A 22,035-nucleotide genomic window follows, 5' to 3' on the forward strand; every position below is an offset into this window, starting at 1 on the left:
GGTAAGATTATTTTGAACTTTTAAATTACTAGGAGGTTATTACATTGATTATAGCTAAAGCCAGAGCAGTTGACGGACCAGACCAACAATTCCGAAGTGCTGAAATTAAACGACGTGATCTGGATACGAATGATGTATTAATCGAGATTAAATATGCCGGTATTTGCCATTCTGACATCCATACTGCCCACGGTGAATGGGGTCCTGTGAATTATCCGCTTGTTCCTGGACACGAGATTGCCGGGATTGTAACCGATATAGGAACAGGAGTCTCCAAATACAAGGTCGGTGACCGAGTAGGGGTTGGATGTATGGTCGACTCTTGTGGAGAATGTGATAACTGCCGCAAAGGTGAAGAACAATACTGTCTCAAAGGAAATATTCCTACCTACGCTGGGGTAGACAAATATGGTGAGCCTACGCAAGGTGGATATTCTACCCACATTGTTGTAGTCGAGGACTTCATCGTTCGCATCCCGGATAACATTGCACTGGACGCTGCTGCACCTTTGCTATGTGCAGGTATTACGACATATTCACCGCTGCATCACTGGGGAGCTGGCCCAGGTAAGAAGGTTGCCGTTGTAGGTATGGGTGGTCTAGGCCATATGGCTGTTAAAATTGCACATGCGATGGGTGCCGAAGTAACGGTTCTCTCCCAGTCCTTGAGCAAAAAAGAAGATGGACTGCAATTTGGTGCAGATCACTACTACGCAACAAGCGAACCGGAAACGTTCGAAAAACTTGCAGGGACTTTTGATCTGATGATTAACACAGTAAGTGCGAATATTGATATTAACGCTTATTTCTCACTGCTCACGCTGGATGGTACTCTCGTGAACGTGGGTGCTCCTGCAGAGCCATTAGCTGTTAATGTATTCTCTCTCATCGGTCATCGCCGCTCATTCGCAGGTTCCATGATTGGTGGCATTCGTGAGACGCAAGAAATGCTCGATTTCTGTGCAGAACATGATATTGCGCCTAACATTGAGGTCATCTCGGCTGACCAGATTGACGAAGCTTACAAACGTGTACTGGCTTCCGATGTGAAATATCGCTTTGTTATTGATATCAACACAATGTAATTGTGAAGTAAGTAATATAACTCGATGCATAAGTAGACAAGCAAGCAGCTGGCCACCAAGGTCAATTGCTTGCTTGTTTTCTTATGATCTGGTTAGATTCGGTTGATGGATTCATGATAGAATGAGATTTAATGGGGCAAAAGAAGTAGAATATTTATTGATATAGGGGGAAAGCAATGGAGACCTTTGCAGAATTTATAGCACGCATCGATAATCCGGAACATCAGGCACGAACGGAAGAAGTCTTGAACTGGGTTACTGAAAAATTCCCGAATCTAAAGCAAAAAATAGCATGGAATCAACCGATGTTTACCGATCACGAGACTTTTATCATTGGTTTTAGTGTATCCAAGCAACATTTGGCTGTTGCTCCCGAGAAGGCAGGAATTAATCGCTTTTCGGAAGAGATCACTCAGGCGGGTTATGATCACACCAAAGAATTGGTTCGGATGAAGTGGAAACAGGAAATTGATTTTTCGTTACTTGAGCGAATGATTGAGTTCAATATCGCGGATAAGGCAGACTGTTCAACATTTTGGCGTAAATAAATCACGATAGAAAAAGAAGACCCCTAACTTCCAGATTCGGAAGTTAAGGGTCTTTGGTATATTACAGTATTATTTATGACCTACTACAGGGTGAGGTACGTATGGTTCTTCAAGGAACGTAACATCTTCGCTGGTCAACTTAACAGACAGAGCACCTACAGCATCATCCAGATGCGATAATTTGGTGGCACCGATAATCGGAGCCGCTACGGTATCTTTTAGTAATAACCAGGCAAGTGCAATGTGTGTGCGAGGTACACCATACTTTTCTGCAATGGATGCAACCCGCTCGACAACAAGCCGATCCGCATCACTGGTTCCATTGTACTTGGATTTTTGCACTTCGTCTGTCTCGGAACGAAGCGTGGTTACAGACCAGTCACGGGTTAACCTGCCTGAAGCCAGAGGGCTGTAGGGAGTCACTCCAATCTTTTCTTCCTTGCACAGAGGAAGCATCTCGCGTTCCTCTTCGCGATAGATGAGGTTTAAGTGGTTTTGCATGGAAACGAACTTGGTCCAACCATTTCTCTCGGCCACATGCAATGCTTTTTGGAACTGCCATGCGAACATCGCTGAAGCTCCAATGTATCTCGCTTTACCGGACTTCACCACATCATGTAAAGCTTCCATGGTTTCTTCAATAGGGGTATTGTAATCCCAACGATGGATGATATACAGATCAACATAATCCGTTTCCAAACGCTTCAGACTCTTGTCTATTTCACTCATGATGGCTTTTCTCGAAAGGCCAGAACCGTTAGGCCCTTCATGCATCTGTCCGTGTATCTTGGTTGCAATGACAACCTCATCGCGATTGGCATAATCCTTTAATGCCCGACCAAGATATTCCTCACTTGTACCCAAAGAGTATACATTCGCTGTATCGAAGAAATTAATGCCTAAATCTAGCGCTTTTTTGATGACAGGGCGGGAGTTCTCTTCATTCAATACCCATTGATGAACCCACTTACTGGCGTCCCCGAATCCCATACATCCCAGGCAAAATCGAGATACGTCCAAGCCTGTGTTACCAAGTTTTGTATATTCCATATGATGTTCAAATCCTTTCTAATATTTATTATGGCCACCTGTATGGTGACCTATTTTCATTTATTATGTCATAACGAACGAACCAGCCTGTACCACATTTCTATCAAACTTTTGCCTAATCCTATCATTATCTCCAAATCGGTTGGATATAGAACATAAAAAAAATGCCCCGAGTGTAGCTCAAGGGACATCTTACTCCATATAAAGTATGGTTCAACTCAGACAGAGAAGAGAAAAAAAAGGATTGAACGCAAAAAAAAGCCATGATATAATCTATAGCGCAATTGACATTTGATTTGAATGTAAAGGGTTAATCATTATTTCTCCTAATTTAATTTTACATCCGACATTCCGATTTGTCAATGCTCTTTTTTTGGGTCCTAATAAATGGAAAAGGGAGTGGACTTATTCATGGATAAAACAGTTGAATGGAAGTTGGAAGAGGAAAGACTAGTGGAGGTGAGGAACAAACTTCAGGCACGACTCGACGAGTTAGAACCGAAGGTTGCCGGACTGCATGAACAGGCTGCCGAAATTCGTAAACGGTTCTGGGAAGACGTGACGATTAACACGGGTTCGTACACGGATTTTGAAGATGCATTCTATACCATCAATCAGCAGTCGAGGGTATTGGCCGAGAGGGAGCGCGGGCACAAGCTATTAACACAACAATGGAAAAATACAAAGAGACTGCTTCCAACGCCGTATTTTGGTCGTTTTGACTATAAGGAAAAAGGCATGACAATTACTGAACAGATCTACATCGGGGTATCATCTTTCATGGATGAGGATGGACTGAACTTTCTAATCTATGACTGGAGAACACCAATTGCGAGTCTGTACTATGATCACTCTCCCGGGCCAGCAGGCTATGACACACCTTCAGGACGAATCGAGGGAAAGATGGAGCTCAAGCGTCAATTCCAGATCCAACATGGGCAGCTTCATAGCATGTTTGACGCGAATGAAACCATTGGTGACGAGTTGTTGCAGCAAGTACTCGCCAAGGGTGCAGACTCACAAATGAAGAGCATTGTAGCAACCATTCAGAAGGAACAAAATGCGATTATTCGCGATGACCGCAGCCGGATGCTCATCGTTCAAGGGGCAGCTGGCAGTGGCAAGACGTCGGCAGCGTTACAGCGAGTCGCTTACTTACTTTATAAACACCGCCAGACCGTCAAAGCAGATCAGATTGTGCTTTTCTCGCCGAATCCGATGTTTACCAGCTATACCTCCACCGTACTCCCGGAACTTGGTGAAGAGAACATGCAGCAAACCACTTTTCAGGAATATCTGAACTATTGGTTGGATTCCTCCTTAAGACCAGAGGATGCCTTTGATCAGATTGAATATGTGCTGACAGCCCAAGGAGACCCAGGTTATGAAGCTCGCCTGGAGGCGATCAAGTACAAAGCTTCCGAGACGTTCCTTCAAGTGCTCCAAAACTACGGCACGTGGCTGGAAAGAAAGGGCATGCGGTTCAACGGGATTCAATTTCGGGACCGTGAATTCATCTCTGCGGACCGAATCAAGACTAAATTTTACAGTTTAGATCAAAATCTTACATTGTCCAACCGAATTCTTCTTGTGCAGGAATGGTTGCTGAGAGAACTCGTTGCGCTGGAACGTCTGGAGCGGGAAGCAGACTGGGTTCTGGAGGAGTTGAATTATCTGGACACAGAAGAGTACGTGGAAGCTTTCCGCATGTTGCACAAAGAAAAGCCTGTGTTTGATGTGGCGGAAGAATATGCAGCCCGCGAGAACGGAAATAACAAGGCAGTGCAAGACGAGGGTGCCTTTAACTTTGCAGTGCGGGAAGAGGGGTTGCTTCGTCAGAAACTGGTGAAAGACATGTTTAAACCTTTAAGAAAGAGTGTGCGGAAATTCCAGTTCGTGGATGTGAAAGGTATATATGAACAACTATTTGCAGATGAAGTTGCTTATCGGGAACAAACGAATGGGGCAATCCCCCCACAGCACTGGCCTGAGATTTGTAAACAGACCAAGGCAATGATCCTTCAGAACAAGCTGTTCCATGAGGATGCTACTCCTTTTCTATATGTAAAAGAGATGATCGAAGGCGTCCGGACAAACACGGATATCCGTTATGTCTTCGTGGATGAAGGCCAGGATTATTCGGCGTTTCAATATGAATATCTCAAAAAGCTGTTTCCTCGTGCCCGCATGACGGTGCTTGGTGATTTCGGGCAAGCGATCTTTATGCAGGCTACGGATTTAGCAGCATCCAACTCGCCACTGGTTCACCTTTACGGAGAAGCCGAAACCACATTAATACGCCTAGTACGCAGTTATCGTTCAACCAGGGAGATTGTTGAATTCACCAAATGCATGCTGCCAGGGGGAGAAGAGATCAGACCGTTTGAACGGGGAGATCAGAAGCCTCTTTTAACAAGATTGAAGGACAATACGCTGCGTGGTTCTCAGATTCTCGCAGATATTACCGCACTCAAGGCGGAGGGGTTCGATTCCATCGCTGTGATTACGAAGACGGCGGCTGAAAGCCGGGAAGCCCATGAATGGTTACGTAGTCAAGGAGGCGAAGGGCTGCAGCTCATAACGAAGGACACACAGATTTTTGAAAAAGGAATCATGGTTATTCCTGTGTACCTCGCCAAAGGCGTCGAGTTCGACGCTGTCCTGGTCTATGATGCTTCACCAGACGCCTACAGCCAGGAATATGACCGCAAGCTTCTGTATACGGCCTGCACACGAGCCATGCACCGACTTCATCTATATACAACGAGTGACTGGTCACCGTTTGTGCAGGCGTTACCTGCGAATCTGTATGACATAAGATCATAATCCATAAGTAAATCCAATTTAAATGAAGGACCAAGAAAGATGCTCATAGCCTTTTTCAAAGGTTAACGGGCATCTTTCTTTTTTATGCTGATCGTTCCCAATTTGTTAGATTGTTATTGGGAGTTACGAGACGATCCCTTTACCCGCAATTGTTTCAAAAATAGAGAAGTGTAGATGCATTTTCACGCTATAAATAAAACAACCCCCACCAGATCTGGCGGGGGTTAAGTTCGTCATGAATCCTCCAATTCCATTCCCTTAAGAACGGTGAGAATATGAGGTTTAGCCTTTAACTGCACCGGCAGTAAGGCCGCTGACAATATATTTTTGCCCGAATAGATACAGGATAAATACAGGCAGTGAAGTAAGCACGAGATTGGCGAAGATCAGATTCCAGTCCCGGCTATATTTGCCGTAGAAATTGTAGATCGATAGTGGCATCGTCCAGGTGGAGCTGTCTGTCAGGAAGTACACCGGAATTGTGATGTCATTCCAAACGGACATGAACACCATGATCGCTACCGTTGCGTTAACGGGCAGGATGAGCGGTGTGACGATGCGGAAGAACACGCCGAACACACTTGCACCTTCCAGAAATGCCACTTCGTCCAGCGCTCGTGGAATGGTTTTGATGAATCCACTATACAAGAATACACTGAAGGCTGTATTTAACGCGGCGTAGATCAGAATGACACTTGTGATGCTGCCGTAGAATCCTAATCCCTGTACAACCCGAATGGTCGTAATAATCGACATCGGCGCAATCAATCCCATGAAGAAATACATGTAGATGGTGCCGGATAGTTTGGTTTCCCGACGTGCCAGAATGAATGCCGCTGCCGAAGAAGCAACGATGTTAATAATGGATGAGACGCCAGTAATCAAGATGCTGTTGAAGAATGCTCGTGACAGACCGCCTTCCTGGAAGACACGAACATAGTTCGAGAACTGCCATGTTTCAGGCAAACTTAGAGAGAAGCTGAGCACCTCGGCGCTGGTTTTAAATGAACCAAAGATCAGAATGACAAGCGGCAACAGAACGATGAGAGAGGCCAGAATCAGGAAACCTTCCACGATATAGTTGCGGATGGCGAGTTTGCGTGTATAGCCCATGTTATTCCGTAACCTCCTTACGCCGCATGAAGATCAATAGCGGTATAGCAATAATGGTAACGACGACGAACAGAAGTGTGTTGACCGCGGTACCGAGTCCCCAGTTGCCTTCACCGAAAGATCGTAGAATGATCGTACCAACGACCTGGGAAGCGTTACCCGGGCCACCACCGGTCATGACGTACACTTCGGAGAATACTTTGAGTCCACCGATTAATGTCAGCATCAGGTTAATGTTAATGGCTGGCAGCAAGAGCGGCAGTGTAATTTTGAAAAAACTTCTCCACGAGCTTGCGCCATCAATCTTGGCTGCCTCGTAATACTCTTGAGAAATGGACTGCAGGCCGGCCAGATAGATGGCCATCTGGAAACCGGCACTCTGCCAGATCGAGACGATAGCAATCGTCCAGATGACAATGGATGGGTTGGTCAGCCAAGCTTGGCTTAACGAATGTAAGCCAACAGATTCCAATAGGTTGTTAATTGTACCTTCGGTACGCAACATGGGAGTGAACAGAATGCTGATCACAAGAATGCTGAGTATGGAAGGGGAGTAGAAGATGGCACGCAGCAGATTCTTGGTTCTTAATCGCATGTTAAGTCCTACAGCCAGCAATAGACCGATAACGTTTTTGCCCACTACAGTGACGATTGCAAATATTGCTGTGTTCTGCAATGCCAGAATAAGCGTTTTGTCCGAGAAAATTTTTCTGAAATTGTCCCACCCAATGAACTTCAACTCCAGCCGGTCCAACCGCCAATCCGTGAATGAGTAATAGAAGGCGGCAAGAGCAGGCACGACGAAAAAGATGGAGTAGATAATCAGTGCGGGAAAGATCATGTAATACGAATACAAATTTTTAGTCCTTTTCATGTCTCACACTCCGTTATAGCTAGGCAGCACAACAATCATCCGTGTTATGCTGCCTTGTATTTCACTCCTATTTCTTAGAAACCCGCTACACCTTTATCCTGCATCAGTTGACTGAACTTCTCATCCCAGGATTTCAACACTTCTTCCGGTGACAATCCGCCTGCAAATTGATCCTGTAACAATCGGTACAGTTCACTGCGATCAACCAGCATGAATGCATCCGTGGTCAGCACGGTTTTCTTCGGCGTAATGTAGTTGTCTACAATGTCCTGCTTGTAGGCTGGCAATTCCGGTGTTGTGACGTCACTTAAATTGGATACGTAGCCTTTGGAGTCCACGATCTGTTGTGCGACATCCTTGGAAGCGATGTAGTCCAGGAACTGTTTGGCTTCTTCCAAATGTTTGGATTTCTTCGGAATGAACAGTTGTCCACCCAGTGGACTTGCACCCAGACTGGCATTATCCGACGATGGAATCGGGAAAACACCCAGTTCCATGCTTGGATCTTGCTCGGCAACGCCTTCAATTAACCAATCGCCCATAAACATCATGGCCACTTCCTTGTTCAGGAATTTACCTACTGCCATGTCATAGCTGTCGCTAAGCACATCTGTGTTGGTGTAACCTTTGGTGTACACTTCATACTGTTGTTCCATGAATGTTTTGAATTCCGGAATATCGGACCATTTTTTCTTATTGTTGTTCAAGTCATCAAAAAACGTCGGTTCATTTTTGGCTACAAAATCGGCAAAAGCTGCAGCAGGCCAGATGTTGGCAGCCCAGGCATCTTTGTAAGGCATGAATACAGGTGTAATGCCACTCGCTTTGATTTTTTCACAGATTGCCAAGAATTCTTCGTAGTTGGTTGGAAGCGACAATCCGAGCTCTTCAAAGATTTGTTTGTTATAAACGACCCCTTGCATGCCTGTATCCTGGCTAACATGGAAACTGTAGAGGTGACCACCAGAAGAGAGGACATCTTTGTTCACGATTCTGCTCGCCCAAGGTTCGTTATCGAGAATCTCGAAGTTACGTTCTAGGTTCAGGTCCGTGACTGCGCTCGCCAGATTATATTGAATAATGTCAGGTGTTTCATCTACAGCCAGTTTGGTTTGCAATACCGTTGTTGTTTGTTCCGCTGGAATCAGCTGCAAATTCACGCGGATATTCGTTTGTTTTTCGAATTCATCGAGAATGTCTTGCTGAATGAAGGCAGAGTCCTGAGAACTTTTAGAGATCGCCAGTTCCAGTGTGACCTTACCACTCTTGCTGTCCCCGCCAGCAGCACCGGAGTCTGTACCTCCTGATCCACAAGCGGTTAACGAGATCGATAATAGACTAGCCAGAATAATGGATACAGCCTTTTTTCTATTTATTGTCTTCAATGCAAATCCCCCTCTAAAACGTTTAGTGAATCCGTTTACAAGTTCGATTATAGATTCTTTTATCGCCCCGGTACATGTCTGTGCTTGAACGTTGATGTGTAAAATCCTGAACTTGAAATCGCTATCATTTCATGGAGTACCGTGATACAGTAGGACATAAATCTAAGGGATTTCACATCATGTCAGAACAGGAGGGTAACTCTGAGAATGGCGAAGCTCATACATAAGGCAACTCAATTCAGTTTGCAGACGAAGGTGCTTTTGACGTTTCTGGCCCTGCTTTTGTTCGTGCTGGGCTGTTTTATCGTGTATGTAAATGTGATTGTTATTCGCCCGCTCAAACTGAAAACGGAGCAAGATACGCTCGTGACTGCTACGAAGGTGAGAGAGCAGGTCGATCTATACGTAGAACAACAGAACCAAATGTCGCAGCGAATATTGTCCAGCAAGAATATCTTTGCAGCCATGGACAAGAGCTCCTCAGCTCATAGTAACTATGAAAGACTGAAGCAAATTCGAATCATCAAAGACATCATGTTTCAGGCGATTGGGCCAAGCATGAATATCAAGGACATGTCCATCTATGACAGGCAAGGTGTTCTTCTTACGTCATATCTGGGTTCAGGCAATCCTCCGGCGATTTTGAACACGATGATGGAGAGTAGCCAGGTCGGGCGGGATTGGACGGAAAGCGGTTTTGTCTTGCTGCGCCAACTCGATACGATCTCCTTTGTGCGAACGATCAATGATCAGAACGGCAAGGTGTACGGTTATCTTAGCATTCAGATGGAACAGGCCTATATACAGAATCTTACAGAAGGCATTACTGCTGGAGATGTCTATATTCTGAATGAACAAGGGGAGCAGATGACAGGTTCGGAAGCGGGGGTGACATTTGCCAATTGGTCGAAGCCTGCATCAGACGAGGGACTGGTAGTCGACAAAGACGACAATTATATCACGCATTCCACATCACCCAGTACAGGTTGGATCACGTATATCATAACACCCAAAAAATCCGTTCTGGGTTCGATCCATTCGGTTCAGACCATGTCCATCCTGCTCATAACGGCGCTGATGCTGGTTTCCTTTGTGTATATCTTCCTGTCAACGCGTAACCTGCTGCTTCCAATCCGTAAGCTCCGCAGTCAAATCTGGCGTATGAACTACAGCAATATGAATCTGAAAGTGGATGAAACGCCGAAGAACAACGATCTGTTATTGCTTAACGAAGCCTTTCAGGATCTCATGGAGCGGCTGCAGCAATCCATTGACCGCGAAAAATCAGCACTTCATGAAGAAGTAAAGGCGCGTAATTCAGCGCTGCAAGCTCAGATCGCTCCACATTTTATTCATAACGTTCTGTATCTGATCAGTATTGCTGCACAAGAGGGGAAGACCAAAGTCGTATCGGATATGTGCAAACATCTTTCGGACAGTCTGCGCTACATCGTCTCTTCGCCCTACGCCCATGTGACCTTGGCTGATGAGCTTCAACATACAAGACATTACCTGTCGCTTGTACAACAAAAGTACGAAGAGGATCTGGAGTGGGACATCCGTGCGGACGAGCTGGCGAGTGAAATTAAGTTACCACGGTTGGTCATCCAGCCATTTGTGGAAAACTGCATCGAACATGCCTTTGCCAACACCGCACCACCTTGGCGTATCCGGATTACCGTGAAGCAATATAACGGATTATGGGCTCTGGAGATTAAGGATAACGGAGAAGGCTTTCCACCGGATAAGATCCAGGAGATTTTAGCCAATATCCAGTCATCTGGATCGGGAATAAATTCAACGTCCAATCGACCAACAGCCCTGGGTAACATGGGGATTCTCAACAGTGTCAATCGACTCAAACTCATGTATAACAACCGGCTTTTTATTAATATATTTAACAATCATGCGGAAGAGGAACATGGAGCAACGATTCAGATCATCGGCTCACTGACGAGAGATTTTTACTAACTAGGAGGAACAGGCGATGTATAACGTTATGATCGTTGAGGATAGTAAACCGATATTACGCAATATTAAAATGCTCTTGGAAACGCTCAACTTCCCGGTTCGCGTAGCGGCTACGGCAACGAATGGAGAGGAAGCCTTGGCAGCGATCAAGCAGCAACCGATTGATCTGCTATTGACAGATATTCGGATGCCGAAAATGGATGGCCTATCGTTGATTGAGCAAGCCAAGCTTGCCAACCCAGATCTGAAGGTCATTCTGATTAGTGGTTATAGTGATTTTGAATATACGAGAAAAGCGTTGAACCTGAAAGTGTTTGACTATTTATTAAAACCCGTGGAGCGAGACGCATTAGAAGAGGTCATGGGTCGGGTAATTGAGCAACTCGATCAACAGATGTCCAAGGACCTGCTGGATTTGAAAGAATTTATTCATCCCCAATGTGAGACTACACCGAAACAAGCGGATGATTTTCCTCCTTTATTCAGCCAGATGATGATTATTATGAACAAACAATCCTTCACCGCAGGACATGAACGATGGATGCAGGTGGAACTTGAGGCTATCATGCAGGATTTTTTTACATCCCATGCATGTCGTGTATACACAAGTCAAACCCCTTATCAATATGTCGTTTTCGTCAACAAGAGTGCACTTGACTTGTACTCTTCCATACATGAATGTCTTGAATCGTTGCGTCGGCATCTGCTTGCACATAACTATGATGCGATAATCGGAGGACAATTGCTGTACGCTGAGTCTCGTAATCTGCCAGAACTCTATCACCGCATGTCGTCCATAGTGTCTGAGCACCAACGGTTGAAACAAGGCATAGCGCTCGATACCGGGAATCCGGTGTCGATGGCGAGATCCGAGACAGGTTGTCTGGATTCGGTGCTTGAATCTACTTTTGTACAGATGATACAGGATCGGCGGAAAGAGCAGTTTGCTCTCAAGCTGTCTGAGCTGCTGGACCGATGGGCAGAGGACAATGCACTTATGACCGAGGTGGAGCGGTTTATCGGATTGGTCGTAGACACGTTTGCTCATCTGTACGAGGAACAAGGATCGGGCATGAGATTGGGTCTGGAGCTTCGGGCAAGACAATTAACTCAGGCACAGTCCTACGCTGATTTTTGCCGGGAACTGACGGAATGGACGGGGCAGTGCTTCGATATGCTGCAATCCCACGTTCGAAAAAGCAAGGCGATTCTGTTCGAGCAGATTGACGATTACGTAAAACTGAATAAATACTCTCAATTATCGATTAATGACATTGCAATAAAGTTCCACGTCAGCCCGTCGTATGTCAGCAGAGTGATCAAGAATGCCACACAAATAACGTTTGTTCAGTATTACACACGGCTTCGCATACAGGAAGCATGCAGACTGATGGAATGCCAACCGGACATGAAGTTCAAGGAAGTATCCGACCTGCTGTCATTCAGTGACCAGCACTATTTCTCGAAGGTGTTCAAGGAATATACGGGTTTCAGTCCTACGGAATATAAACAACAGCGGTTTAAGCTCTAGAGTAAGTTTGTATGTGTGTAAGGAAACGTGTAAAGTACCAGGCGCTCCCCCAATGGAGCGCCTTTTTGCGTTTAATGATATTAGTGAGGTTAGAAAGAATGTGATGCATCATCTCCGAACATATCCTTTTGATTCTTCTTTCGAAAACTTCGTGGTGATTCACCGACGGTTTTTGTAAATAGAATCGTAAAGTAATTGGGGTTATCGTACCCGACCAGTTTGGCAATTTCCCATATTTTTTTATTGGTTGAGACTAATAATCGGGTAGCTTCACCCATTCTTCGTTGGATCAGGTAGTGATATGGAGAAGTGCCATAGTGATTTTTGTACATATGAATTAAGTAATAAAAATCGATATGAAATTGATCTGCCAATTCCTTAAGTTTAATGTTCTGCCGATAGTGGGTATCCAGATAGTCCTTAATGCTCTCAGCAAGGGTATTCCTCCCAACGCTCTCCCCATCAGGAAGTTGTTGACGGGACTGTCGATCGATGATCAGAAGTATAGCTTTCAGCACATGCCCAGAGATCGACTCGTATCCATGTTCTCGGATTGAAAATTCATTGAAGAGAGTCTGCATCAACGAATGGAGCTCATCGGAATATCGGTTGGCTCGAATGATCGGTTTGTTAGAGGGAGGGATGACCCAATCCTTATGAGGCTGAGTATCTTCCATAAAACGAAAGCCGCAATAAAAGGTGGATAACGGGAATTCAGGATTGGACTTCTCCTCGTGAAGAGTACCTTTGTTATAAATGAGCAAATCACCTTTTTCAGCCCAGTGTTTGGTACCGTCAATGGTGAATAATCCTTTGCCTTCAGTTACGTAAATAATTTCATGCAGATCGTCATGCTTATGCGTCGGAAAACTCCAATGGGGATTGTCTGCCAGCTTTCCTACATAAATAATGGTGCAATCTCGATTTGGATGCAGTTGGCCGGATTCGTGGTGTGTATTCATCTATGTCTTCCCTTCAGAATTGTAATGATAGTCTGTGCTGAAATGACAACATACATAATGTTTTGCAATAAAAGCACAACAACCTTGATTGTCGCCATGGCGTATCTGACAGTACAATTTCACTATCCAAAATGTAACTATATATCGAAAGTGAAGGGATGGGAAAGCAGAAAATACATGATTACTGATCGTAAAAAGAATTGAAGCGCTTGCAACAATAGAAAGGATTAGTGAGTATTGATTTATGACTAGAAATAGAGAGAACCTACTTATTTTAACGCTTACGCTAGTTAGCTTTGTACTGGGAACAACCGAGTATGTCATTGTGGGTGTGTTGAAGGAAATTGAAAGTTACATGAAAGTATCGCTTGCTGCCGCGGGTATGCTCGTCTCCGGTTTTGCTATTGCATACGCAGTGGGTACACCATTTGCCGTAGCCTTCTTGGCCAAAATATCCAGAAGAAGCTCCATATTGATTGGATTCACGATCGTGTTGGCATTAAATCTATTGACCGTGTTCTCAACAACGTTCTCTTCTCTGATGGCCATTCGCATCGTTTCGGCCGTTGCTTGTGGACTTACGATATCGCTTTCGATCTCGATCGTAAGCGACGCAGTGAACCGGGAGCGAAGAGGGGAAGCTATCGCTTGGATTCTGGGTGGATTTTCAATCGCGAATGTACTGGGTGTTCCGCTCGGTACATTTATCGGACAACATCTGAGCTGGTCCATGACTTTTGTCGTTACGGCATGCATAGGTTTTGTGCCGTTGGTATTTATGTTCCGTATTCTGCCACGCCGAACAACAACGATCGCCGGTTCGTTCAGTGATCAGATGTCTCTCTTTTTGAAGCCGCGGATATTGCTCGCCTGTCTGATCCCGGTGTTGGGAAACAGTTGTATTTTCGTCGTTTTTACGTACATTACGCCACTCCTAAGTGAGACAATGGGTGTGCCTGTACAGTGGATTAGTGCCATACTCCTGATCTATGGTGCCTGCAGCATCCTGAGTAACTGGATTGGTGCCAAAATAGCCAAGGGTGATTTCCTGCCCAAGCTCAAGCGGCTTTTCGTAATCCAAGCGATCCTATTCCTGGGCATGAGTTTTGCCGTTTCCAACTTGTGGATCGGCTTGGCATTCCTGTTCCTGATTGGATGTCTGTCATCCTCCATGAGCGCGGCGTCCCAGTTATATTTGTTTGATGTGTCTGGAGCGATCGCGCCGGGATCCAAAGCATTCGCATCTACACTGCTGCCTGTGGCGGCCAATGTGGGGATAGCGCTAGGCTCTGGTGTCGGGGGGATTGCCGTCAATATAGGTGGTGTACAGTGGGTGCCTCCAGTTGCTGTAATGCTTGCCTTGCTGGCTTTTGTCATTACCCGGATATGCCAACGTTCCATTCAATTGAATTCGGATGAAGTGACCACTGTGAACGCAGCCTAGATCAGATGTTTTTTATTAAAATGGATGAATCCATATAGATGGTAATAGAATTACAAACAAAGTCGCTGTTCCAGTGGCTTTGTTTTTTTTAGTTTACAGCGCTCCAGATGAAACGGATTCACAGATGATAGAGGTAGGAAAATGCAACAATTTAGTGAGTTTATATATAAGGAGATCTGATAAAATGAATTCATTAGGAGGGAAAGCCATGAAAAAGCCCATGATCGGTGTACTGCCTTTATATGATACTGACAAAAAAAGTTACTGGATGCTTCCGGATTATATGAACGCAATCGAGGGTGCTGGTGGGATTCCAATCATGCTACCTCTGACAACGGATATCGAGATCCTTGCTACGTTGGCTCATGAGTTCGATGGGTTCCTGTTCACAGGAGGACATGACCTCAATCCTGATCTATATCATGAGCAGACAGAGGATACCTGTGGGGAGTTATGTATTGAACGCGATAAGATGGAGTCGATATTATTACAAAAGGTAATTGAGCTTGATAAGCCTGCCTTTGGCATATGCCGTGGACTCCAACTATTCAACGTTATTTTGGGTGGTACGTTGTATCAAGATATTCCTACCAGCCTTCAACTTGATGTGAACGAGATCGTTAATCATAAGCAAAACCCGCCGTATACGAATCTTGTACATGATGTACATATTGAGACAAATAATCTACTATACGATATCTTGCAAGCAGACACGATAAAAGTGAATAGTTATCATCATCAAGGGATCAAGATGTTATCCGATAAGTTAACTGCCGTGGCAGTTGCCGAAGATGGACTCGTTGAGTCGGTGGTTATGCCGAACCAGACATTTGTTTTGGCGGTACAATGGCACCCGGAGTACAGTTACACTGTGGATCATTATAGTCAAAAGTTATTTTCGGCGTTTGTTCATGCTGCTCAATCCCCACGCTATGATACCCATATTGAAGACATAACTGCATAAGATATGGAACAGAAAAAAGACCTCCTGTTTATACAAACAGAGGAGGTCTTTGTCGTGGTGAATGGAGTCGTGATATCACCATGCTAGCGTAGTATTATTTTAACCCTGACTTGGTGTTGACTTGATCTTTTGCATTAAGGGAAGCAATCAGTTTCTCGCCCTCAACATCCAGATTCGGCAGAATACGATCCAGCCATTTCGGAAGAGACCAAGCTTTGTCACCGAAAATAGCCATGATGGCTGGAACCAATCCCATCCGGATAATGAACGCATCAATCAGAATACCTACCGCCAAGGTAAAGCCAATCTGCTTGATCATGACATCATCAGTGAAGATAAATCCTGCAAATACAGAGACCATGATCACTGCTGCGGCAACAACCACGCGACTTACCTGATTGTACCCATGAACAACGGATTCGGTTCCGCGATGACCATGAACATAGGATTCGCGCATGGAGCTGACCAGGAAGACCTGATAGTCCATCGCAAGGCCATACAGGATACCTGTCACGATGATTGGCATGAAGCTAAGCAGCGGACCGCCGGTATCGAAACCAAAGAGCGAATGCAGCCAGCCCCATTGGAATACAGCAGTAGTGATCCCGAATGTAGCGAGGATACTAAGAAGGAACCCGATGGTGGCTTTAATTGGAACGATGATCGAACGGAATACGAGTAACAGGATGATCAGCGAGAGCAGGATTATGATGCCTACATAAATAGGGAACACCTGCGCCAGTTTGGCTGACATATCAATGTTAACAGCTGTAAGTCCCGTAACTCCGAGTTTCACATCATAGGTCTGTGCAATGCTGGAATCAGCCGCGCGCAGATCAGTGACCAGTGTTTTAGTGAGATGATCGTTAGGACCTGTTTTTGGAATGAGACTGAAAATAGCTAAATCTTCTGTCATACCAAGCGGTGTGACTTGTGCAACGTTATTTTGACCTTGGAGTTCCATCACCAGACCGCCCAAGAGCTCCGGTGTAACTTTTGCGGAAGATTGATTAGGCTCTGCGACCAGAATAAGGGGTCCGTTAAATCCTTCTCCGAAGCCTTCGGAGATGGCGTCATAGCTTTGTCTTGCGGTTGTATCCAGATTCGCTGAGGAAGCGCCAGGGATACCCATTTCCATTTTGGTGATCGGCGTTGCGGCGAACCCAAGAATGACGATGATGGCAATAATGGTAGCCCAACGATTCTTGATAACGAATTTCACCCATTTGTCTGCAAATCCACGATTAGCGGTTTTGGCATGTTGTGCGCCTTTCTCACGAGCTTTGGCGGAACAGATACGTTCTCCTACCAATCCCAGCAAAGCTGGCAACAGGGTTAAAGCAACGAACACGTTGATGAGCACGGTAGCTGCTGCAACCAAAGCCATCGTAGACAAGAATGTAAGACCAATGACAAGCATACCGCACAGTGCAATAATGACGGTTAATCCGGCAAAAAATACTGCGCTGCCCGATGTGCCAATAGCTCTTGCCGTCGCTTCTTTTGCGCTCAAGCCCTGATCAATAATCATTCGGCGCTGGCGATTAACAATGAAGAGAGCATAATCGATTCCAACCGCCAATCCAACCATGAGAGCCAGCACGGAAGTGACACTAGGCATTTCGATAAATTTGGAGATGGAGAATGCTCCACCTACTCCGATTGCAACACCAAGGAGTGCAGTGAGGAGAGGAAGACCTGCGGCAACAACGGAGCCAAGAGTGATCAGCAATACAATGACAGCAATGACCAATCCGACAATCTCTGCCGAGCCGACCCCAATGGATACCGTTTTGAGCGTTTCGCCTGGCAATACCGTAATATGGGTTCCTTGCTCAACCGTCATAACGGATTGAATAACGGAATCAAACACATCTTGGGTTATGGCAGACTGCTCCACTGTAAATTGGAATTGGAACAGTGCAATGCTTCCATCCGAAGAGATCAGCATGCCTGGTACTGGAACCCCATCCACCATCAAAGGTCCATAGGGTGGAGGAGTGGTTGTTGAGGATTGCGCCATATCGGTAGACTGAGCATTCTGGGCCATCTCAGCGGCAGCACCCGAATTGCCCGCTTCAGCTGCATAGTCTGCAGGGTTAATGACTTTATCTAATCCGTAAACCTCAGTAACACCTTTCATCATAGCAGCCATATTTTCAGGTGTATCCAGACGTTCGTTGTCTGGTGCCTTGAACACAACACTTCCTTGACCACCGGAAGCGGCTGGCAGTTCTTTTGCTAATTGATCCAGGACCTTCTGTGACTCGGTGCCTTCAATCTTCATTTCAGAACTGATGTGAATACCATTGATGCTGATCATGGAAATGACAATTCCCAGAATGAATACCCAGCCAATGATGAAGGTTGCAGGTTTGCTAAAAGCGGTTTTCCCCACTCTGTATAATAATGTAGACATTTCTCTATTTTACACTCCCTCTATGATGAATGTGGATGGTTGGCATGTTCGAATCCTGCCCGCAAATGACCAAACGTGGTCTCCAAAAATTGATCGAAGGTGATAGCACCGGGCTTGGTATCTTCAGTAATGACTTGTCCGGGCAGCAACACATTGAGTCTTCCATCAATTAATGGCAGTATCGTTCCATATAGTGCGTTAATCAAAAGATAAGTATAGATCTCGTCATACTTTCCGTTAGATAGGTCTAATAGGGTGTCTTGTGCCTGCGTCTGCATTCGGTGCATGGCTCCAAGATAATGTGGTTCTAACACGGGATAGGTATGAGATAGTGATAATAGTTGGTGAAGCCTTCCTAAGAGTTCTGTTGTAAGCTGCATCTTGATCAGGCTATACAGTACGTCAAGCAAAGAGGCATGGTCGGGCATTTCGGTAAGTAAATCTTCTAGTTCGGTTGTATTCTGGACAGATATTGCGCCTCTGGCTACAGCCTCTTCCTTACATGTGAAATAGTTTGCAAATGTTCTGCGCGAACATCCCACTTGATGCACGATATCTTCGACCGTAAAACCATCGAGTCCGTGTTCAAGAGTCAGTTCAAATGCAGCACCAGCAAGCGCTTTTTCAGTCGCTTCTTTTTTCAAATGTCGCAAGTTTCGTTTGATCATCATTCTCCGCTTAAGCGTTCACCTCCAACACCAATGACGATGGTTAAAGTAGTTTAATGAAGAACATACTCGTAAGCATGCACTCTGTGAGGTTTATCATAACAACAAGTTGCACATTGTGCAAATTTACTCATTGTGCAATTATTTTATGTGACGGCCATACTGCGAATCAATGCTTCAACTCCAAAGGAATGAATGTTAAAATCAATAGAAAAACTTGGGGCGATGACGGGACATGAGTAGCCGGAAACAAAGTTTATTGGAGACAGCACTTGCTCTATTTTTAGAGCATAGCTATGCAAATACAACAATCCAGATGATTCTGGATCAATCGGGTGTATCCAAAGGCACATTCTACAAATTCTTCAGCTCGAAAGAAGACTGTTTATATTCAATTATTGATCAGCGTATGCAAGAGGATGTTTTCATTCGCAAAGAGCTTGAACAAAATCACTACACATCGGATTATGACCTGCTCGTTGATCAGATTGCCATCCCTATGTCTGTACCTAATAAAGAGCGAGTATGGGAATTATATTGGACTGGCTTTTATTCAGGAGAGATCAATTCAGCCAAACTGGCTACTGTTCAGTTAAAATGGTTGTCTACACGATTGATTCAGGTGTACGGAAAAGACATCAGCTTATATGCCAACGAAGGCGCCATATTGTGTTATGGCATATTGCATCAGATTGCCAACACAGCAAGAAGTCTAAATACACAAAAACCGATATGGAGCGAAGTGGTTCCAAAAGTTTTAACATATATTGAAGTGATATTAAAAACAATGCACCAAAGGAATGAACATATTTTTGACTTTCAGTCTCTCTATTTCCTGAATGCGGATGAGCGTAACCGTGATTTTGGTATGGACGTCGACACTCTATTGGAGGAATTTAATGAGTTCAACAAACGTGTTCAAAAATCCAAGGAATCTGCACCATTGAAGCAACTTTCGAAAGGGCTTTTAGCGTTATTACAGGATCAAGAGGAATTAAATATTTCTGTGATAGAAGTGGTACTTCAAGCATTTCACAAAGAGTACAAATCCAGTGCTTTTCACTCGGAAGCGAATAGGCTGACTGAAACCTGTTGGTGGTATTTGGAACTTGTAAAACAACGGCATTAAATTGGAGGTTGGCCTAAAGCCGGCCTCTTTTTATTTCTATCTAAAATATTAATATACGATTCGTTTATTAGTAATAAGTTGTTATAGCGGTTGTTTATTGTAATTTAAATAGTGAAATTTGATATTAAATATACGAGTAGTATATAATCGGATTGCACATAAATTTCCATAGATTTGAAAAAATTCACTTCGAAAGGAAGATTTTTATGAATCATTCGAGTAACCAAACATCCGAAAAAGCAGAATTTAATTTGTTTAGCGAAGAAAATATTACTGATCCATTTGCCATGTTTGCACAGATGCGCTCCAAAGGCTCCGTTGTCCCTATTCCTAATCCGATGGGTGGAGCAGGGCAGACCTGGATTGTTACCCGTATGGATGTAGCCATGGAAGTGCTGAAAGATCACTCCCGGTTCACGGTAGATCTGAACTCTATGGATAGTGGCAATGATATTCGAAAGAATCTCTCAGAAGATCTTGGTTCTTCGGAACCCCAGACCTTTTTTACGGGAAAGTCGATGCTCTTTGTTGATGAACCGGATCACCGGAGGCTGCGTAGTCTGGTTTCCAAAGCGTTCACGCCAAGATATATGGAAAGCCTGCGTCCACGTGTTCAAGAGATTGCAGATGAATTGATCGATCAGATTGAAGGGAAAGGAGAGATGGATCTTGTAAAAGACTATGCCTATCCGTTCCCAATCAACGTCATTTCCGAGATGCTGGGTATACCTCAGGAAGACCGACCTCAGATCCATGTATGGTCCGAAGCCATTGCCAAAGGTCTTGGTTTTGGTAAACAGGACCCTGCAGTAGCGCAGCATTTGCGATCATTCGCAGAGTACACCTCACAGCTTGTGGCGAACAAACGAGAGGAACCCTCCGATGACCTTATCAGTCAATTAATTGCGATTGAGGAGGAGGGAGATCGACTGAATGAAGATGAATTAATATCCATGATCACATTATTAATATTTGCTGGACATGAGACAACTTCCAATCTGATTGCAACCGGCTCTTATCTTCTTCTGACACATCCCGAACAACTGGAACAACTTAAACAAGATCTCAATCTGGTTCCTTCTGCGGTGGAGGAGTTGCTACGATATAACGGACCCGCCACTTCTTCAGGTCCTCGTTATGCAACGCAGGACACGGAACTGGATGGACAATCGATTCAAAAGGGAGATGTCGTGATTCCTCTTTTGAAATCAGCGAATCGGGACGAACAGCAATTCAGTGATCCGGAAGAATTGGATATTGAACGCAAAATAAAACGACATCTGGCCTTTGGGCACGGTATTCATATGTGTCTTGGCGCTCCGCTTGCTCGGGTGGAGGGGGATGTAGCGTTCACTACGCTTTTACGTCGGCTTCCCGGTCTTCATCTGAGTGTTCCTCAGGAAGAGATTCATTGGCACTCCGCGTTGTCATCACAGGGTTTGGCAGCATTGCCCGTAAAATTCTAATCGTTTATCTGGATATGACTCACTGGAGTATGACGACTTGTCGTCATACTCTTTATTTGTAATGATGATAGAATGGAATGAAGAAGAGGTACAAAAAAGGAATTAAAACGCTTAATACGACGTTGAAGTTGGATACATAATTTTAGTTGTGGAGGTAAAGCTAATGAATAAAGATGAACTTTTTATGCATAAAGCCATTGAAATTGCTCCGCAAGCTCGCAAAGAAGGAAACGAACCATTTGGCCCATGATCAATTAGCGGAAATTGCTGGCAGCAACATTATGATCGCGTGTGAAGAAGTATTTGAGAGACGTCCTCATTCGGACAAAAAAATTAATTTTTAATTATTGCTTGATTTTTTTTTCAACGTCTGATAGTGTAAGACCTGTGATTTTGGGAAGTTGATTTATCAATATGAATTAGAGCTTTCCAGCAGATAATTTTGACCACTTCACTAGGAAGTTAAGGCCATACGGACAGCCGGGTCAAACGCCGATTGGCAACTTACGTTGCTTTATTGATTGAGTTCAAAGCTCAAATTTTATAAGTTGGTTACTTTACAACCAGTGCAATTGCACATCAACTTGTGAAACGGTCAAT

At 44.6% G+C, this 22,035-nt stretch carries 16 protein-coding genes; 9 read left to right on the plus strand and 7 right to left on the minus strand.

Translation table 11 applies throughout. The features are described from left to right. Positions 1 to 44: 44 nt before the first annotated feature. Both M1D71_RS13240 and M1D71_RS13245 read left to right on the plus strand, forming a co-directional pair. Positions 45 to 1,085, plus strand: coding sequence for an NAD(P)-dependent alcohol dehydrogenase (locus M1D71_RS13240; protein ID WP_458126834.1), 1,041 nt, complete (start codon positions 45 to 47; stop codon positions 1,083 to 1,085). Positions 1,086 to 1,261: 176 nt separating this feature from the next. Continuing rightward, on the plus strand, positions 1,262 to 1,633 hold the full coding sequence (locus M1D71_RS13245; protein ID WP_458126835.1) for an iron chaperone: 372 nt from the start codon (positions 1,262 to 1,264) through the stop codon (positions 1,631 to 1,633). Between the two features lie 69 nt (positions 1,634 to 1,702). On the opposite strand, the gene M1D71_RS13250 is transcribed toward M1D71_RS13245, so the two are convergent. Continuing rightward, entirely contained in the window at positions 1,703 to 2,683 is a 981-nt protein-coding gene (locus M1D71_RS13250; RefSeq protein ID WP_458126836.1) for an aldo/keto reductase, read from the minus strand. A 411-nt stretch (positions 2,684 to 3,094) separates the two neighbouring features. Here M1D71_RS13250 and helD point away from each other — a divergent pair, with 411 nt between their 5' ends. Next, a complete protein-coding gene (gene helD / locus M1D71_RS13255) occupies positions 3,095 to 5,509 on the plus strand; it encodes an RNA polymerase recycling motor HelD (protein WP_458126837.1) in 2,415 nt (804 codons plus the stop codon). 282 nt (positions 5,510 to 5,791) lie between these two features. On the opposite strand, the gene M1D71_RS13260 is transcribed toward helD, so the two are convergent. From M1D71_RS13260 to M1D71_RS13270, 3 genes are all read right to left on the minus strand, one after another. Next, the gene (locus M1D71_RS13260; RefSeq protein ID WP_145317395.1) at positions 5,792 to 6,622 is read right to left on the minus strand and encodes a carbohydrate ABC transporter permease; all 831 of its coding nucleotides are present in this window, start codon (positions 6,620 to 6,622) and stop codon (positions 5,792 to 5,794) included. Position 6,623: 1 nt separating this feature from the next. Further along, complete coding sequence (locus M1D71_RS13265) at positions 6,624 to 7,496, minus strand: carbohydrate ABC transporter permease (protein WP_145317392.1); 873 nt, start codon at positions 7,494 to 7,496, stop codon at positions 6,624 to 6,626. A gap of 74 nt (positions 7,497 to 7,570) precedes the next feature. Beyond that, positions 7,571 to 8,881: an ABC transporter substrate-binding protein gene (locus M1D71_RS13270; protein ID WP_458126838.1), complete on the minus strand. Its 1,311-nt coding sequence runs from the start codon at positions 8,879 to 8,881 to the stop codon at positions 7,571 to 7,573. A gap of 207 nt (positions 8,882 to 9,088) precedes the next feature. On the opposite strand from M1D71_RS13270, the gene M1D71_RS13275 reads away from it, so the two are divergent. Together M1D71_RS13275 and M1D71_RS13280 are read left to right on the plus strand one after the other, a co-directional pair. Next, positions 9,089 to 10,852, plus strand: coding sequence for a sensor histidine kinase (locus M1D71_RS13275; RefSeq protein WP_458126839.1), 1,764 nt, complete (start codon positions 9,089 to 9,091; stop codon positions 10,850 to 10,852). Positions 10,853 to 10,868: 16 nt separating this feature from the next. Further along, a complete protein-coding gene (locus M1D71_RS13280) occupies positions 10,869 to 12,383 on the plus strand; it encodes a response regulator (RefSeq protein ID WP_458126840.1) in 1,515 nt (504 codons plus the stop codon). Between the two features lie 89 nt (positions 12,384 to 12,472). On the opposite strand, the gene M1D71_RS13285 is transcribed toward M1D71_RS13280, so the two are convergent. After that, positions 12,473 to 13,345 (minus strand): AraC family transcriptional regulator, encoded by an 873-nt coding sequence (locus M1D71_RS13285; protein ID WP_458126841.1) that lies wholly within the window; start codon positions 13,343 to 13,345, stop codon positions 12,473 to 12,475. 244 nt (positions 13,346 to 13,589) lie between these two features. Between M1D71_RS13285 and M1D71_RS13290 the strand changes: the two genes are divergently transcribed. Then, complete coding sequence (locus M1D71_RS13290; protein ID WP_458126842.1) at positions 13,590 to 14,789, plus strand: MFS transporter; 1,200 nt, start codon at positions 13,590 to 13,592, stop codon at positions 14,787 to 14,789. Positions 14,790 to 14,997: 208 nt separating this feature from the next. Next, positions 14,998 to 15,753, plus strand: a complete 756-nt coding sequence (locus tag M1D71_RS13295) for a gamma-glutamyl-gamma-aminobutyrate hydrolase family protein (protein WP_458126843.1) — start codon at positions 14,998 to 15,000, stop codon at positions 15,751 to 15,753. A 94-nt stretch (positions 15,754 to 15,847) separates the two neighbouring features. On the opposite strand, the gene M1D71_RS13300 is transcribed toward M1D71_RS13295, so the two are convergent. Together M1D71_RS13300 and M1D71_RS13305 are read right to left on the minus strand one after the other, a co-directional pair. Next, positions 15,848 to 18,172: an MMPL family transporter gene (locus M1D71_RS13300; protein WP_458126844.1), complete on the minus strand. Its 2,325-nt coding sequence runs from the start codon at positions 18,170 to 18,172 to the stop codon at positions 15,848 to 15,850. 20 nt (positions 18,173 to 18,192) lie between these two features. Further along, positions 18,193 to 18,843, minus strand: a complete 651-nt coding sequence (locus tag M1D71_RS13305) for a TetR/AcrR family transcriptional regulator (RefSeq protein WP_458126845.1) — start codon at positions 18,841 to 18,843, stop codon at positions 18,193 to 18,195. 232 nt (positions 18,844 to 19,075) lie between these two features. Here M1D71_RS13305 and M1D71_RS13310 point away from each other — a divergent pair, with 232 nt between their 5' ends. Both M1D71_RS13310 and M1D71_RS13315 read left to right on the plus strand, forming a co-directional pair. Beyond that, a complete protein-coding gene (locus M1D71_RS13310; RefSeq protein WP_458126846.1) occupies positions 19,076 to 19,969 on the plus strand; it encodes a TetR/AcrR family transcriptional regulator in 894 nt (297 codons plus the stop codon). Positions 19,970 to 20,175: 206 nt separating this feature from the next. Beyond that, positions 20,176 to 21,435, plus strand: a complete 1,260-nt coding sequence (locus M1D71_RS13315; protein WP_458126847.1) for a cytochrome P450 family protein — start codon at positions 20,176 to 20,178, stop codon at positions 21,433 to 21,435. Positions 21,436 to 22,035: the final 600 nt, after the last annotated feature.

This window comes from Paenibacillus sp. Z3-2 (assembly GCF_054161325.1).